Origin of the sequence: Endozoicomonas sp. ISHI1 (assembly GCF_024606225.1) — a bacterium.
GTDB lineage: Bacteria > Pseudomonadota > Gammaproteobacteria > Pseudomonadales > Endozoicomonadaceae > Endozoicomonas_A.
This window is the reverse complement of record NZ_JAGRPU010000010.1, coordinates 53,329-67,188: the sequence shown is the minus strand read 5'-3', so window position 1 is coordinate 67,188 and position 13,860 is coordinate 53,329. Positions and strand designations below refer to the sequence as shown.

At 48.5% G+C, this 13,860-nt stretch carries 16 protein-coding genes; 1 reads left to right on the top strand and 15 read right to left on the bottom strand.

From position 1 onward, the window contains the following. Nucleotides 1-77: 77 nt before the first annotated feature. From KBW69_RS08590 to flgB, 14 genes are all read right to left on the bottom strand, one after another. Nucleotides 78-971, bottom strand: a complete 894-nt coding sequence (locus KBW69_RS08590; RefSeq protein ID WP_257280610.1) for an OmpA family protein — start codon at nt 969-971, stop codon at nt 78-80. A 5-nt stretch (nt 972-976) separates the two neighbouring features. After that, nucleotides 977-1,486 carry a flagellar protein FlgN gene (gene flgN, locus KBW69_RS08585; protein ID WP_257280609.1) on the bottom strand — a complete coding sequence of 170 codons (510 nt, stop codon included), beginning with the start codon at nt 1,484-1,486 and terminating at the stop codon, nt 977-979. Then, nucleotides 1,458-1,766, bottom strand: a complete 309-nt coding sequence (gene flgM / locus KBW69_RS08580; RefSeq protein WP_257275892.1) for a flagellar biosynthesis anti-sigma factor FlgM — start codon at nt 1,764-1,766, stop codon at nt 1,458-1,460. The genes flgN and flgM overlap by 29 nt, the downstream gene beginning before the upstream one ends. Nucleotides 1,767-1,868: 102 nt before the next feature. Further along, nucleotides 1,869-2,777: a flagellar hook-associated protein FlgL gene (gene flgL, locus KBW69_RS08575; protein ID WP_257275890.1), complete on the bottom strand. Its 909-nt coding sequence runs from the start codon at nt 2,775-2,777 to the stop codon at nt 1,869-1,871. A 21-nt stretch (nt 2,778-2,798) separates the two neighbouring features. Continuing rightward, on the bottom strand, nt 2,799-4,430 hold the full coding sequence (gene flgK / locus KBW69_RS08570) for a flagellar hook-associated protein FlgK (protein ID WP_257280608.1): 1,632 nt from the start codon (nt 4,428-4,430) through the stop codon (nt 2,799-2,801). 14 nt (nt 4,431-4,444) lie between these two features. Continuing rightward, nucleotides 4,445-4,777 (bottom strand): rod-binding protein, encoded by a 333-nt coding sequence (locus tag KBW69_RS08565; RefSeq protein WP_257275887.1) that lies wholly within the window; start codon nt 4,775-4,777, stop codon nt 4,445-4,447. A gap of 26 nt (nt 4,778-4,803) precedes the next feature. After that, a complete protein-coding gene (locus KBW69_RS08560; protein WP_257275885.1) occupies nt 4,804-5,922 on the bottom strand; it encodes a flagellar basal body P-ring protein FlgI in 1,119 nt (372 codons plus the stop codon). A gap of 11 nt (nt 5,923-5,933) precedes the next feature. Then, complete coding sequence (locus KBW69_RS08555; protein WP_257275883.1) at nt 5,934-6,674, bottom strand: flagellar basal body L-ring protein FlgH; 741 nt, start codon at nt 6,672-6,674, stop codon at nt 5,934-5,936. Nucleotides 6,675-6,697: 23 nt separating this feature from the next. Next, nucleotides 6,698-7,483, bottom strand: a complete 786-nt coding sequence (gene flgG / locus KBW69_RS08550; protein ID WP_257280606.1) for a flagellar basal-body rod protein FlgG — start codon at nt 7,481-7,483, stop codon at nt 6,698-6,700. A 40-nt stretch (nt 7,484-7,523) separates the two neighbouring features. Further along, nucleotides 7,524-8,258 carry a flagellar basal-body rod protein FlgF gene (flgF, locus tag KBW69_RS08545; RefSeq protein WP_257280605.1) on the bottom strand — a complete coding sequence of 245 codons (735 nt, stop codon included), beginning with the start codon at nt 8,256-8,258 and terminating at the stop codon, nt 7,524-7,526. Continuing rightward, nucleotides 8,258-9,478 carry a flagellar hook protein FlgE gene (gene flgE, locus KBW69_RS08540; RefSeq protein WP_257275879.1) on the bottom strand — a complete coding sequence of 407 codons (1,221 nt, stop codon included), beginning with the start codon at nt 9,476-9,478 and terminating at the stop codon, nt 8,258-8,260. Before flgE ends, flgF begins: the two co-directional genes overlap by 1 nt. A gap of 21 nt (nt 9,479-9,499) precedes the next feature. Then, the gene (locus KBW69_RS08535; protein WP_257280604.1) at nt 9,500-10,141 is read right to left on the bottom strand and encodes a flagellar hook assembly protein FlgD; all 642 of its coding nucleotides are present in this window, start codon (nt 10,139-10,141) and stop codon (nt 9,500-9,502) included. A gap of 11 nt (nt 10,142-10,152) precedes the next feature. Then, nucleotides 10,153-10,572, bottom strand: a complete 420-nt coding sequence (gene flgC, locus KBW69_RS08530) for a flagellar basal body rod protein FlgC (protein WP_257274469.1) — start codon at nt 10,570-10,572, stop codon at nt 10,153-10,155. Then, on the bottom strand, nt 10,573-10,959 hold the full coding sequence (gene flgB / locus KBW69_RS08525) for a flagellar basal body rod protein FlgB (RefSeq protein ID WP_257274470.1): 387 nt from the start codon (nt 10,957-10,959) through the stop codon (nt 10,573-10,575). 258 nt (nt 10,960-11,217) lie between these two features. On the opposite strand from flgB, the gene KBW69_RS08520 reads away from it, so the two are divergent. Continuing rightward, nucleotides 11,218-12,156, top strand: a complete 939-nt coding sequence (locus KBW69_RS08520) for a bile acid:sodium symporter family protein (RefSeq protein WP_257280603.1) — start codon at nt 11,218-11,220, stop codon at nt 12,154-12,156. Here the strand turns inward: KBW69_RS08520 and KBW69_RS08515 are convergent. Then, nucleotides 12,128-13,816 (bottom strand): SufS family cysteine desulfurase, encoded by a 1,689-nt coding sequence (locus KBW69_RS08515; RefSeq protein WP_257280602.1) that lies wholly within the window; start codon nt 13,814-13,816, stop codon nt 12,128-12,130. The genes KBW69_RS08520 and KBW69_RS08515 overlap by 29 nt on opposite strands. Nucleotides 13,817-13,860 lie beyond the last annotated feature (44 nt).

The window sequence follows — 13,860 nt, the reverse complement described above, 5'->3', positions numbered from 1 at the left end:
TGTGAAATGTTGTTCTGTAAAAGTGCCCGGTAAGCACAGGCTCTTTCCGTCAGTTGACGATTTATTGTCAGAATTATTTATCGGCGGCTCAGGGTAATCTTTACCCGTCGGTTTTTATTTCTTCCTGCAACAGTCGCATTGGTGGCTACAGGATAGCGGTCACCATGAAAGCGCATGGTAAGACGCTGTTCGGAAATACCTTTTGATCGTAAATATCTATAAACCCGGCTTGCACGCACTTTTGACAGCTGAAGGTTTTCCAGCCTGTCACCCCGGGAGTCTGTGTGAGCGTCAATAGCAACATTGGTGATACTTTTATCCACCAGAATATAGGTGGCCAGGTCATCAAGATGTGACAATTGTTCCGGGCTTATATGGGATCTTGATGACGGGTAATAGAGCAGTGTTTCTTTTGCCTGTTCGTAGTTCAGAGCCAGCAATTCTCCATAACATTGATAAAATGTTGCTGCTGTTTTTTGGAAATTCATAGCGGGTATTTTAATATGAACAGGGTTTACTGCTTCCCTCTGAATCTCAACAACCAGCTGATGCCCCTGCTGCAGATCTTCAACAACACGGGCAACATTGATTCTCATTTCAAACTGTTTATCCGGCTCTGCTTCAACACCTCCGAGAGCGTTCAGGTAATGGCTATGACGCCAGGGGGATTGTTGAACCGCAACACGAATATGCCGGGCTTCTTTAATAAAAAAATCCGGTTCCAGGGTTATATAATGCACACCTCCGGCAGCCGCATTCAGAACGATACTGCCCAGCCCTGTCACGTTGCTGTTCAGGCGACACTGGAAACGGGAAGTGGTCAACTCCCACTTATGCAGGGTGAGTTCCTGAGGGAATTCTCTGACTGAGTTGGCTGATGATCGGGAAAGCAGCAACAAGGAGAAACCAAAAATCGCGAGGCCAAAAATCAACAGTTTCCGAAATCGCCGCAAATCATCAGAAAACAACATGCTGATCAGCCCAGCTTTCTTTCACAGATGCCCTGCTGGTTATAGGGCGAGGGTTCCTGACTGGAAAAAACCACATCAATAATCTGGTTAGTGCTGGCCGCCAGACGACTCAAGAGCTTGCCGTTTGCCTGATTCAGACTACGGCAACGGCCTGCTGTAATTTCCAGTTGATGCCATTGTTTCAGTGTGGCTTCAGCTTTGGGTGTAGAACATATAATTTGCAGAAATGATCGTATACCTGCCGGGTCCGGTGACAGCCCCGCTTCTTTCAAATAATGCTCTCTCAGGGAAGCATTCAGATGCAGCATGTCCAACAGTTTGACCTGAGTTTCAAGATGCGTTTCCAGAGCTGCAATATTCCTTTCCAGCATCAGGTTATGGGCCTTGCTCAGAACAACTTCCAGTTTGCGGGTTAAAGCCAGTGCATCACGGATATTGCCCAGCAGTTTTTTTTCAACAGAAACGCTATAAGTACCACTTTTATTGTCATTCTTTTCTGTGGTCATCAAAGTCATCGGAAAGCTCCAGAATTTTGTTGGCAAGCATTTGATAATCGACCGGCATTTCTCCTTTTTTAATCGCTAGCCGAATGCTCTCCACTTTTTTCCTGTCAATTTCATCTATGTCTGACAGAGATTGGAACAGTTCTTCAATATTCTGGGCTTCACCGCTCAACCTTAAACGATCATCATTGACCTTGGGAGGCGCGGCTGCTTTTACATCATTTTTGACTGCACTTTGGCCTGCTATTGGACTGGCTGCTTTTTTTGACCCGGTGCGATTTATTCCCGGCATGCTTTTCACCACTCGTCTGTGATGGGTACAGAACTCCAATCGGCAAGGTGTCAAAAAATCTTAAATTCCCTGAAATGGGGATTTTTTTTTGCCAATGGCCCGTCAGAAATAATTGAACAGAGACAGTTGCTTGATGTTGGCATAAACCTGCTGGCTGGCACTGAGAAGGGTCTGCTGCTGAGCCAAATCAGTGGCGGCCTTCGTCATATCAACATCTTCCAGAGATGAATGAAGTTTTTCCAGCATCAGTTTGATATCGGCATGGCTTTCACCCACCCGATCAAGCACAGTCTGATTACTGCCTGCCTTGGTCTGGGCGATCCCTACCCTGTCCAGAGTGGCATCAATCCATGTCATCGCGTCTGACAGAACGGCATTCAGACTCACAGGGTTTCTCAGTTCATCCACCGCACCAGAAAGGGCGTCAAAGATACTGTCTATCGGTGGTGTAGCGGTTGGGTCGAAAAATAGATTTTCTGCCGACTCATTGAATGTCACCTGGGCAGAGCCACTGATATTGACCAGACGAAGGTTATTATTGCCATTGTATGAATAATCACCAGCGACTTCGTCAACAGGCTTCTGAGTGCTCAGGGTTCCGGAGAAAATGTACTGCCCGTCTGCCTGCTGATAATTGGCCAGGCTCAGCAAAGACTGAGCAATCGTATTCAGCTCCTCTGCCAATGGCTCATAGTCCTGATCAGTCAGAGTGCCGTTTCTGGACTGCAAAATAATGTCTCTGGCACGCCATAATTGCTCAGTCATTCCACTGTATAAAACATCTTGCTGCTGCAGTATTCTTCTGGCCGAATCAATATTATCTTCATACTGTTTTATAGCCGTTACTTCATTCTTGATCTGAAGAATTTTGACTGTATCAACGGAGTCATCCGAGGGTTGCAGGATACGTTTTCCGGATGCCATCTGTTCATTGGTTACAGCCAGTCTGGCCATACCGTCCTGCATAGCCCTGAGCATGACATTATTGAAATTGATGCTGCTGATACGCATATTTTTGGCTCCCTGTCTTTATCAGAACATTCTGAGCAATGAATCAAATGTCTGCCGGGCCACTGAAATTACCTGAGCATTAGCACTGTAGAGTTGCTGAAAGCGTAAAAGGTTGGCAGCCTCTTCATCCAGATTGACACCACTGTAGGCATTGCGGCTTGCTTCAGCCTGCTCAAACAGTTTTTTACCACCATCGGCTTCTGTTTTCGCCTGAGAAGTTTGTACCGCAATATCGCCAATAAACCGGGTATAGCTTTCAGTCAGGCTACTTTGCCCCTCTATCAGAGCATCATTCTGAAGTTGCAGAATTGTCTGCAAGTTCGAATTATCGGCCACACCACTACCCGGTGCTGCCAGAGCCAGAGCAAAAGGTTCCGTCAGAACAGCATCAATATCTCTTGCACCATAACGCACCGGTGACAACCGGTAAGCCTGATCAGTAGCGGCACCGTTGATATCAATCTCAACGCCATCAAAACTCAGGGTATCAGTACCTGCTCCGGACAAGCTGCCACTGAACTGAACCCCATCGCTCAACCGGGTAATAACATAGTTGCCGGTGTTATCTACCCGCAGATCATAGTCACTGGCTTTCAGCTGGGAACTGTCAGTAATTCTCATATCGGACACTGAGGTGGAGGCGACATCCAGCGAAAAGATACCACTGGCAGGATTAGTCAGATCAGAAAAAAGATCCACGCCGGAGTTGCCATTGACATCCTCCCCAAGTCTTAGCTGGGCATTGATCGTCGAAGCTATGACTACTGCCAGACGCCCAATCTCATTCTGAGCCTGTCTTAAAGTGCCATTCTGGTAATTCAGGATGCCGCCAATGCTGCCCCCCGGATCACCGTGCACCTGAAGGGAGGCAGAATCACTTTCAAACGCCAATGAAAAGCCATCAGGATGGCTGGCTGAGCCAGTAACACTCAGGCTGTTTCTCTGATCACCGATCAGCAGTGGCTGACCTGATTTCAGGTAAATATTGAGATTGCCATCAGGCTGCTCCAGAACATTGATGCCCATCAGCTTTGATAATTCTTTGACGGCGAGATCCCTTTGGTCAAGCATCTCGTTGGCAACCTCACCACTGGCACTGATCTTCTTTAGTTGGTCATTAAAGCCCGCTATATTTGCCAGCAAACCATTCGCTTCTGCAACCGAAGCCTCCAATTGCCTCCCGGCTAAACCCTGATGACCGACAATTTGGTTATTCAGTGTTGTAAACTGCTGAGCCAGCTTATTACTTTCGCTGAGTATGACTTGTCTGGCAGCACTGGAATAAGGATCAACCGTTGCGCCATTAAGTGTTGTAAAGAAACTCTCAAGGCCTGAGGTAAGCGATGTGCTGTCATCGCCCAACCATTTATCCAGCGAGTCGATGTATCCCGAAAAAGTGGCTGTCTTTTCCGCCAGAGATTGACTCTCCCACATCTGGGCAGTAAGAAAACTATTGGCTATTCGGTCGACGCTGGATGCATTAACACCGGTTCCCTTGGTACCGACTCCCGGATGCAAAGTGTAAGTCGGGAACCAGTAAACTCTTTGACGGCTATAGCCTTCTGTTTCGGCATTGGCAATATTGTTACTGGCGACATTAAGCGATGTCTGGCTGGCCTGTAATCCAGAAATACCTATCTGTGTCAGACTCATGTCATCTACCCCGATTAACGTTCAGTATTAAGCCTGTCGTCTTTATCACCCAACTGCCTTACCAGTGCTTCAGCTATGCCCAGCCCGCCTTCTTTACCCAGATGTCCGGCAATATGGCTGTCAAACATCGATTGAAAAAACTGCACATCTTTACCCGACATCGGCAAGTCTGAGCTGCTCATCATCGCTTCATTGGCTCTTCGCATACTCTTGAGTAATTCGTTAACAAATATGGCTTCAAAGGCCTCTGCTGCTTCTTTCAGGTCTTCCGGACCTTTTCCCTGACCGGGTTCCGGCTGATAAATATTGGCCAGATGTTTAGCTGACAGACTGCTTCCAATATCCATATCGAACGCCCTTATCGTAAATCCATTTAAATCACAATTAACTCAGCTTCCAGAGCCCCGGCTGCTTTCAGAGCCTCGAGAATGGACATCAAGTCTGTGGGTGTCGCTCCGACACCGTTAATAGCCATGACCACTTCCTGCAAAGTAACGCCTTCTTTAACCATATAGATGGCAGCATTCTGCTCTTCTATTGTGACATCACTGTTCAATATGGCTTCCGTCTGACCTCCCTGAGAGAATGCACCTGGTTGTGATACCGAGGTTGTCTGCCGGACTTTAACGACGAGGTTGCCATGACTGACTGCAGCCGGGCGAACACGAACATGCTCGCCCATTACCACAGTGCCTGTTCTGGAATTGAAAATAATACGTGCCGAAGGATCTGCCGTTTCAACATTCAGTCCTTCCAGCATGGACATAAATGCCACCCGCTGGCTACTGTCTCTGGGAGCCGAGACCAGAATAGAAACTCCATTGCTGGCATTGGCGACTTTGGGGCCAAAGTGATTATTAATGGCTGTCACTACCCTGCGGGCATTGGTATAGCTCGGTTCTTTTAAATTCAGTACCAACTGCTCCCCAAAGTTAAAAGCGCTCTTCACTGAACGCTCAACCAATGCACCTCCGGGAATGCGACCGCCGTTGGTAGTGTTAATCTGTATACGGCTACCAGCGATGGGCGCATCCGCCGTTCCTGCCAACCCTTCAGCAGAAACTCCGCCCACAATCAGGCTTCCCTGGGCGACTGCGAACACCTCACCATTGATACCTTTCATCGGTGTCAGGAGCAGAGTTCCTCCTCTCAGGCTCTTGGCATCACCAATAGAAGACACTGATACATCTATTTTCTGACCCGGACGGGCAAACGGAGGCAAGCTGGCATGGACGGTTACCGCTGCAATATTTTTTGAATTCACATCCGAACTGTTGATGGTCAATCCAAACTCTCTGAGCATGTTCACCAGCGACTGTTTGGTGAATGCTGATTTATCTCCGGTACCATCAAGCCCGACCACCAGACCGTAACCAATCAACTGATTATTTCTGACCCCTTCAACATCCACCATATCCAGCAAACGACGGGCACTGGCATTGCCCGCCACAACGAGCATAAGAAAAATCAGTCCCCACCGTGTTAAAGACATAGTGACTCCCGTCAAAATGGAAACCATGGGCTGTTAAGCATTTTGCTCACCCAGCCCGGTTCATGGGCATCGGAGTTAATGCCCAATGCCACGTAATCAATTTTTGCTTCAGCCAGTCGCTCAGACGAAACCTTGTTATCCGTTTTGATATCTTCCGGACGGACCAGCCCGCTGATCTTGATCAGCTCCTTACCCGAATTGATGGTCAACCATTTTTCTCCCTCAACCCTCAGGGTGCCATTACTGAAAACCTCGACCACCTTCACGGCAATATTACCCTTCAGGCTATTTCCACGGCTGGCGGAAGTATTGCCTCCGTAACTTCTGGAAGGCTGAACTTCAAAGGCCAGAGATCGGCCCCCGCCAAGAATAGCTGCACTGGTTTTACCCAACAGGGTCGGATCAGGAATGCTGATGGCATTATTTTTGTCGACTTTACTTAAACCACTCATGCTGATATTCGTGGTACCTTCCAGCTCGATGGTCAGAATATCGCCCAGACGGTAGGCACGGCGGTCGGAGAACATAAAGTTGCCATAGTTGGCATTAAACAGGCTGCCATTGGGATAAACTGATTCGTTGTGGGAGCTTTCCTTTTGAAAGACAGCGTTATCAGCAACCATTTTTTCCGCTTCAGGTTCGGGGCCCTTTGTCACCTGCTGATGTTGACCAGCAGGTTTGGTGTCACCCTGGCGGGGTGCACTCGAACAACCAAACAGCATAAACATGGCTATAAAACACAGAAGTCTCATTCTCTGTCCTCTATCCAACCCTTTTAAAGAGTCTGGTTAACGAACTGCATCATTTCATCAGCCGCAGCAATGACCTTGGAGTTCATTTCATAGGCTCGCTGTGCCGATATCATATTGACCAGCTCTTCCACTGAGCTGACATTAGATGTTTCCAGAGTAAACTGTTTCAGCGAACCCAAACCTCCCTGACCGGCAGTGCCTTCTATCGCGTCACCACTGGCGGCAGATTGCAGGTACAGATTCCCCCCCAGAGCCACGAGACCAGCCGGATTAACAAAATTAGCAATGCTGATCTGGCCTATTTCTGTCGGATCAACCTGCCCCTGAATGGTTGCCATAACAATGCCATCTTCACTAATACTGATTCCGGTGGCGTCAGCGGGTACGGTAATGCCCGGTTCCAAAGGCAAACCACTGGCATTCACTATTTGACCATCTCCATTCAGGTGAAACTGACCATTTCTGGAGAATGCAGCGGTTCCATCGGGCTGTGTAAACTGAAAAAAGCCATTACCAATGATTGCCACATCCAGTGCCTGTTTGGTGGTTTCATAACTGCCGGGAGTAAACACTTTCTGGGTTCCGGTAATTTTTACGCCAGTTCCTATCTGCAAGCCGGAAGGCAGTTCGTTGTCCTGGTCTGACAGAGCCCCCGGCTGCTTTTCAATGTGATAAAAGAGATCTTCAAAGCTGGCCCGATCCCGTTTGAAACCGATGGTATTGACGTTGGCCAGGTTGTTGGAAATGATGGACATCTGCTTTTCCTGAGCAGCCAGCCCTGTCTTACTGACCCATAATGCGGGATTCATAGGCTCGTCCTCTGAGCTATAAGTTGTTATCTGCTGTCCGTTATTGATCTCTGACTAATCGGTCACCCGCAGAAGCCATGTCTCCTGCGGTTTTCATCAACTTCATCTGGGCCTCAAACTGACGGCTGAGGCTTAAAAACGACACCATTTCTTCCAGGGCATTCACATTGCTGCCTTCAAGAAAACCACTTCGTAACCTGACTTCCGGATCGGCCTCCAGTTCTCCGCCCTCAATAGAACGAAAAAGCCCGTCTGCGCCTTTGGTAATTTCTGTAATAGCCGGGTTCACCAGCTTTAACTGGCCTACCTGAACAGGATTGCCGCCCTCAGCAGGCACGATACTTATTGTACCGTCTACACCAAAGGAGACAGACTGATTATCCGGTAACTGAAGAGGTCCGCCATCTCCGATAACGGCATCCCCCCGGGCGGTTAGTACATTGCCTTCATCATCTATTTTGAACTGTCCGGCACGGGTATATGCTTCATTGCCATCACTGCCCTTGACCGCAAACCAGCCACTGCCACTGATCGCAACATCCATTGCACGACCAGTAGTATCCATTGAGCCGCTGGCGAAACGGCTACCCAGTCCACGCAGCTTGGGCATCACCCGTCCTTCATGACCATCACCCGACATTTCCACAGCCATACTGCTAACAAAGTCCCGGCGGAATCCGGGGGTAGAGACATTAGCCAGGTTATTGGCATGCACCTGTTGGGCTTTCATGGCCAGATTGGCTCCGGCGGTGCTGATATAAAGTACTTTATCCATCAGATAATATTCATCAGTGCCTGGGTAAGGTTATTACTGGTTTCAATGGTCTTGGCGTTGGCCTGATAGTTACTCTGGGCCTCAATCAAACGCACCAGTTGCAGGGATATATCGACATTAGATTGTTCCAGTGCTCCTGACTCCAGTGACCCCATAACACCGGCCCCCGGAATACCCAAAGCTGGGTTACCTGAAGCGAAGCTCGACTGCCAGAGACTGTCCCCCATAGGAATCAAACCACTGTCGTTAGCAAAATCAGCCAGAACAATCTGCCCCTGAACCTGAGTTTGTCCGTTGGAGTAAAGAGCCTGAAGAATACCGTCTGCAGTAATCTGAATACCGTTGAGTGAGCCCGGAGGAAAGCCATTCTGGGTTACCCGGTTTACCGCTGAGTCAGTGCCCAACTGAGTGAAATCTGAAATATCTATGTCGAAGCTCATTGCAGCAGCACCCGATAGTCGGGCATCCCCGGCTGGAATACCCAGAGTTACCCCGCCACCGACAGGCGTTGCCAGTGTTCCATCGTTATTAAACGTGACAGGCTGGGTCAAGTCAGGCCCCTGTCCGTCAAAATAAAATTCAATGTCCCAGGCGTTATCTGCCGTTTTTGCAAAATACATACTGACGGTGTGGCTTCCACCCAGACTGTCATTAACATTAAATGCCATAGTGGAATTAAAGGTGGACGGGTTGGTTGGGTCTATTGGCACAGCGGGAGTAATGGCATCCGTTCTGGCATCCAGATTAGCCAGCGTCACCACATCGGTAGTAGCCTGAGCGGGTATAGAGGTCTGGTTGATTTTCAGGTCGGTCTGGGTACCAGCCAGTACGTTGCCCGATGCATCCGCTGAATACCCCTGAAGCCTGAGGCCCTTATTATTCACCACGTTATTATTGGCATCTAACTGAAAGAAGCCTGCCCGGGTGTAATTCATTTGGCCATTGTCATTAACTACGAAAAAACCCTGACCATTAACCGCCATATCAAGAGCATTTTCTGTGGAAGTGATATTGCCCTGGGAGAACTGCTGGCTGATAGAGGCCACCTCAACACCTGCCACCTGACCATTACCGCCTCCTATCGAAGAAGCATAAACATCAGAAAACTCTGCGCGGGACCCTTTAAAGCCAATGGTATTACTGTTGGCAATATTATTACTGACAATTTCCAGATCCTGCTGTGCAGCATTTAATCCGGTCAACCCAATTCTAAACGACATTCCTTACCCTCCCTGATAGTCTCAGTTGCCAATGATCGAGATAGAAGACAGTGGCACAGATCCCATGCCCTCAAGCCTTAATTCAGCTCCGGCATTGGTCATATTGATACCAGACACCGTAGATTTCATAGACAGCGTACCGCTGTATGCTTCATTACCGTTGACTCCGGTTGCCGTGACTGTGTATTGCCCGGGAACAAGATCATCGAGAGTGAATGGAACGATACCTGCGGACTGTTGACCCAGTGATTTGGACTGAACCAGACTACCATCCGGCGTATAAACCCGAATAAGGACGTCCGAAGCATTGACCTGCAACTCAGTCCTTCCGCTGAACTGACCTGCCTCTTCTACCGACAGACTGTTGGACTCAACCCATACTTCTTTCCCTACCAGTCCAGCAGCCCCCAGAGACTGGGACTGCTGAAGTGAACTGGTCAAACCACCAATGCGATCGTCAATCGAGTTAAGGCTTTCAACAGAGGATATTTGGGAAAGCTGGGTCAGCATCTGGTTTGTGTCCATCGGCGCCAGGGGATCCTGGTTGTTCAATTGTGCGATGAACAGTTCAATAAATTGGTCCTGGTTGACCTGTAGCGTTCGGCTGTCATTGTTCACAGGGTTAGCGCCGCTGCCTGATGAAACCGGATTAATGCCTGTCATAGTGCTCCTTTTTACTCACCAAGCGACAGCAATCGTTGCTGTAATTTCTTGGCGCTCACCATCACTTCCATACTGCTCTGGTAGCTGCGAGTGGCCGACAGCATGTCAGCCATTTCCTGCATCACATTAATGTCGGGATAGAAAACATAACCCTCCTGATTCGCCAGGGGGTTATCAGGTTCGTATCGTTTATTTTTTTCACTGGGTGGCATTTCCAATACATCATCAACCTGCACCCGGGCAGCGCCTGCATTCTCTCCAACAGTCTGCTTGTAGAAAGCAGAAAAAAGAGGTCTGACGGGACGGTATGCTTCTTCAGGCGTGCTACCCGCACTGGAGATATTAGCCAGATTACTGGCAATGGTATTAAGGCGAACCATCTGGGCATTCAACGCCGAACCAGATATTTCATAGAGGTTGTTCAATTTCATTTATAGTCCTCCCTTAATAGCCTGCTCAAGGGAGCCCAGCTTTTTACGCAGAAAAATAAGGCTGGTTTGAAAATCCATAGCATTCTGGGAGAAGGAAGCCTGCTCAACGCCCAATTCAACCGAATTGCCATCAGTACTTTGCTGGAATGGAATGCGATACATCATTGAACTGTCTTGTGCTGAGGGTGGCATGTCCAGATGCCTGTCGTCGGTAGAAGCATCTCCGGAAAGTTGACCCTTTAAGATGCTTTTAAACTCTACATCCCGGGCTTTAAAACCCGGTGTATCAATGTTTGCCAGGTTTCCGGCAATCACTTCAGCACGGATTCCACGAAACGCCAGCGCCTGGGGATGAACACCCAACGCAGACTCAAAGCTGATGGCCATAGGAGTTAAGCTCCTGCTTTATCGTTATTGATTTACTCCTAATCGACGACAACCCTGCTTTTATTCATTGCTATTTATTCATTGCTGAATTAAGCAGCTTGCACAGCAAAAACAGATTGCCTGTGTCAATGCTCGCTTTGCCACTCTTATATCTCTCAGTGGTCTGTCACCCAAGTTCACGTTGACTTAAGATTTATCTAGCGACCCGGGAAAATCTTTAGTAACTAGCGATTAATAATTGGAGTGCAAAAAACCTTCATGCTTTTAAATACAATGACACGACTGTTTCCTCTATGGGCTGTTATCTTTTCAGCTCTGGCTTATTCCTTCCCCGAGAGTTTTGATCATCTGGGCTACCTGATTAGTCACGGACTCAGCCTGATCATGTTGTTTATGGGACTGACCTTATCAGTGAACGACTTTGCCCGGATCAAAGATCGTTTACCCGCGCTCTATACAGGGGTGATGCTGCAATTTGGGATCATGCCTTTTGCCGGGTTATTGATTGCACAACTTCTGAGTCTTCCTGTGGATCTGACGATAGGCATGATTCTGGCGGGCAGTGTTGCCGGAGGAACCGCTTCAAACGTACTGTGTTATCTGGCAAAAGGCGATGTTGCCCTGTCCATTTCCATGACAGCTTTATCAACCCTGACAGGCGCTTTCGCTACCCCCTTGTTAATCAGTCTTCTTGCCCACCAATATATTGAAGTGGAACCACTGGCAATGATGTGGAGTCTGGCCAAGGTGGTTATTTTTCCGGTGGCGCTGGGGATTCTGGTCAACCATTTCTGCCATGGTTTCGTGCAAAAACTGAACCCCCTGTTTCCACTCTGTTCCATGGCAACTATTCTTCTGGTCATTGCCGTCGTAGTGGCGTCTAACGCTCAAGAGCTTCCAGAAATTGGACTCATCACCATTCTGGCAGTGGCACTGCACAATGGCACAGGTCTGAGTCTGGGTTATCTGGTAGCGCATCTATCAGGCTTTGACCGGAAAACCTGCAAGACTGTCGCCATTGAAGTCGGTATGCAGAACTCCGGCCTGGCGGTAGTATTGGCTACTAAATTCTTTACGCCTGCCGCAGCCCTGCCGGCCACCTTCTTTAGCATCTGGCATAACATCACAGGCTCTGTTCTTGCTACCTGGTGGGCAAAGAGAGATAACGTTACTCAAACCGGTGAGCAAGAGACCTGATCTCGTTTATAATCGCCCTGAGCCCATTACCCCGTGAGGGACTCAGATGGTTATAAAGATCCAGTCTGGCAAACCAACCATCCATATCAAAACGACTAATGTCTTTTGGTGTGCAACCGTTAAAAACGGAGAGCACAATAGCGATCAGTCCTCTTATCACTCTGGCATCGGAGTCCACAGCAAAGTAAATGTTCATGGTCTGCTCATCATAAAAGTGGTGCAGCCAGACAGTACTTTCACAACCATGGAGTCGTGACTCTTCCGTTTTCATGGCTTCTGGCAAAGAGGGCAGTTTCTTACCAAGCAACATAATATGCAGGTATTTGTCCTGCCAGCTCCGGGAAGCAGTGATGGCCTGGAAAATCTGGTCTTTTGTGAACTCAGCAGCATGTTCACCTTCAAGCTGATTGAAGAAGGCTGAATCACCCTTAACCTCTTTACTCTCATGAACAGAATTAAACTCGCCTTTCACAATACGGATGAGCGCTTTCAGAAACGCCTCCACATCTTCGAGCGTGTTATAGACGGAAAAAGAAGCTCTGATGGTTCCTGCCAATCCCAGATGCTCCATCAACGGCATGGTGCAATGATGGCCGGTCCTTACGGCTATACCCTGTTGATCCAGCAAAAGACCAATATCCTGATTGTGAAACTCTTCGACCACAAACGAGACAACAGAGACTTTATGTCTGGTTTCCCCCACCAGGGTGACTCCCGGAATATTTCTCAGACCTTCTTCAGCTGTTTTTCTCAACCTGTCTTCATGCTGGGCAACCTCTTCCATATCCAGCGACCTCAAAAACCGGATAGCTTCCCTAAGTCCGATCACGCCCGAAACATTGGGAGTACCGGCTTCGAACTTGAACGGTAATTTGTTAAACGAGGTGCCACTGAAACTGACCTGCCGAATCATTTCTCCCCCGGCCTGCCAGGGCGGCATGGCTTCCAGCAAAGCTTTTCGACCGTATAAAACACCGATACCCGTCGGGCCAAACACTTTATGGCCGGAAAAAACATAGAAGTCGCAGTTCAGTTTCTGTACATCAACACTGCAGTGCGCCACCGCCTGAGCGCCATCCACTAACACCAGTGCGCCCACGGCTTTAGCTTCAGGTATAAGCGTTTCAACCGGATTCACTGTTCCAATCGCATTGGAGACATGGGTAATGCCAAGAATCCTGGTCCTATCCGTCAACTGTGCACGAAAACTGTTGAGGTCAAGCTCCCCCTGCTCTGTGATATTAATAACTTTGATCACGGCTCCCGTTTGTTCGGCTACCAGTTGCCAGGGCACAATATTGGCATGATGCTCCATGGCCGAAAGCAGAATTTCATCACCCGGCTGCAACTGACTTCTTCCCCAACTTTGAGCGACCAGATTCAGAGCTTCTGTCGCTCCCCGAGTCCAGATAATTTCATCTGAACTGGCGGCATTCAGGAAATGCTTGACCTCCTCCCTTGCTTCCTCAAATGCGTGGGTTGAGCGAGCACTCAGGTAGTGTGACGCACGATGTACATTGGCATTGGCTTCCCGATAAAAGCGATTGATGGCTTCAATGACCGGGAAAGGCTTCTGGGTAGTGGCAGCATTATCTAAATACACCAAAGGATGACCGTGGACGTTCTGCTCCAGAATGGGAAACTGCTTTTTCAGGTTCATGTGAGCCTATCCTGATTCGATTCGGGCACTGTATTGATTAATAC

Excerpts from the sequence above, each read along its gene's own strand:
- flgC (WP_257274469.1), bottom strand. The coding sequence starts at position 10,572 with ATGAAATTGAACAACCTCTATGAAATATCTGGTTCGGCGTTGAATGCC.
- flgB (WP_257274470.1), bottom strand. The coding sequence starts at position 10,959 with ATGGCCATCAGCTTTGAGTCTGCGTTGGGTGTTCATCCCCAGGCGCTG.
- flgE (WP_257275879.1), bottom strand. The coding sequence starts at position 9,478 with ATGTCGTTTAGAATTGGGTTGACCGGATTAAATGCTGCACAGCAGGAT.
- KBW69_RS08560 (WP_257275885.1), bottom strand. The coding sequence starts at position 5,922 with ATGTCTTTAACACGGTGGGGACTGATTTTTCTTATGCTCGTTGTGGCG.
- KBW69_RS08535 (WP_257280604.1), bottom strand. The coding sequence starts at position 10,141 with ATGACAGGCATTAATCCGGTTTCATCAGGCAGCGGCGCTAACCCTGTG.
- flgG (WP_257280606.1), bottom strand. The coding sequence starts at position 7,483 with ATGAATCCCGCATTATGGGTCAGTAAGACAGGGCTGGCTGCTCAGGAA.
- flgN (WP_257280609.1), bottom strand. The coding sequence starts at position 1,486 with ATGACTTTGATGACCACAGAAAAGAATGACAATAAAAGTGGTACTTAT.
- KBW69_RS08565 (WP_257275887.1), bottom strand. The coding sequence starts at position 4,777 with ATGGATATTGGAAGCAGTCTGTCAGCTAAACATCTGGCCAATATTTAT.
- flgF (WP_257280605.1), bottom strand. The coding sequence starts at position 8,258 with ATGGATAAAGTACTTTATATCAGCACCGCCGGAGCCAATCTGGCCATG.
- KBW69_RS08520 (WP_257280603.1), top strand. The coding sequence starts at position 11,218 with ATGCTTTTAAATACAATGACACGACTGTTTCCTCTATGGGCTGTTATC.
- KBW69_RS08515 (WP_257280602.1), bottom strand. The coding sequence starts at position 13,816 with ATGAACCTGAAAAAGCAGTTTCCCATTCTGGAGCAGAACGTCCACGGT.
- flgL (WP_257275890.1), bottom strand. The coding sequence starts at position 2,777 with ATGCGTATCAGCAGCATCAATTTCAATAATGTCATGCTCAGGGCTATG.
- KBW69_RS08590 (WP_257280610.1), bottom strand. The coding sequence starts at position 971 with ATGTTGTTTTCTGATGATTTGCGGCGATTTCGGAAACTGTTGATTTTT.
- flgM (WP_257275892.1), bottom strand. The coding sequence starts at position 1,766 with ATGCCGGGAATAAATCGCACCGGGTCAAAAAAAGCAGCCAGTCCAATA.
- flgK (WP_257280608.1), bottom strand. The coding sequence starts at position 4,430 with ATGAGTCTGACACAGATAGGTATTTCTGGATTACAGGCCAGCCAGACA.
- KBW69_RS08555 (WP_257275883.1), bottom strand. The coding sequence starts at position 6,674 with ATGAGACTTCTGTGTTTTATAGCCATGTTTATGCTGTTTGGTTGTTCG.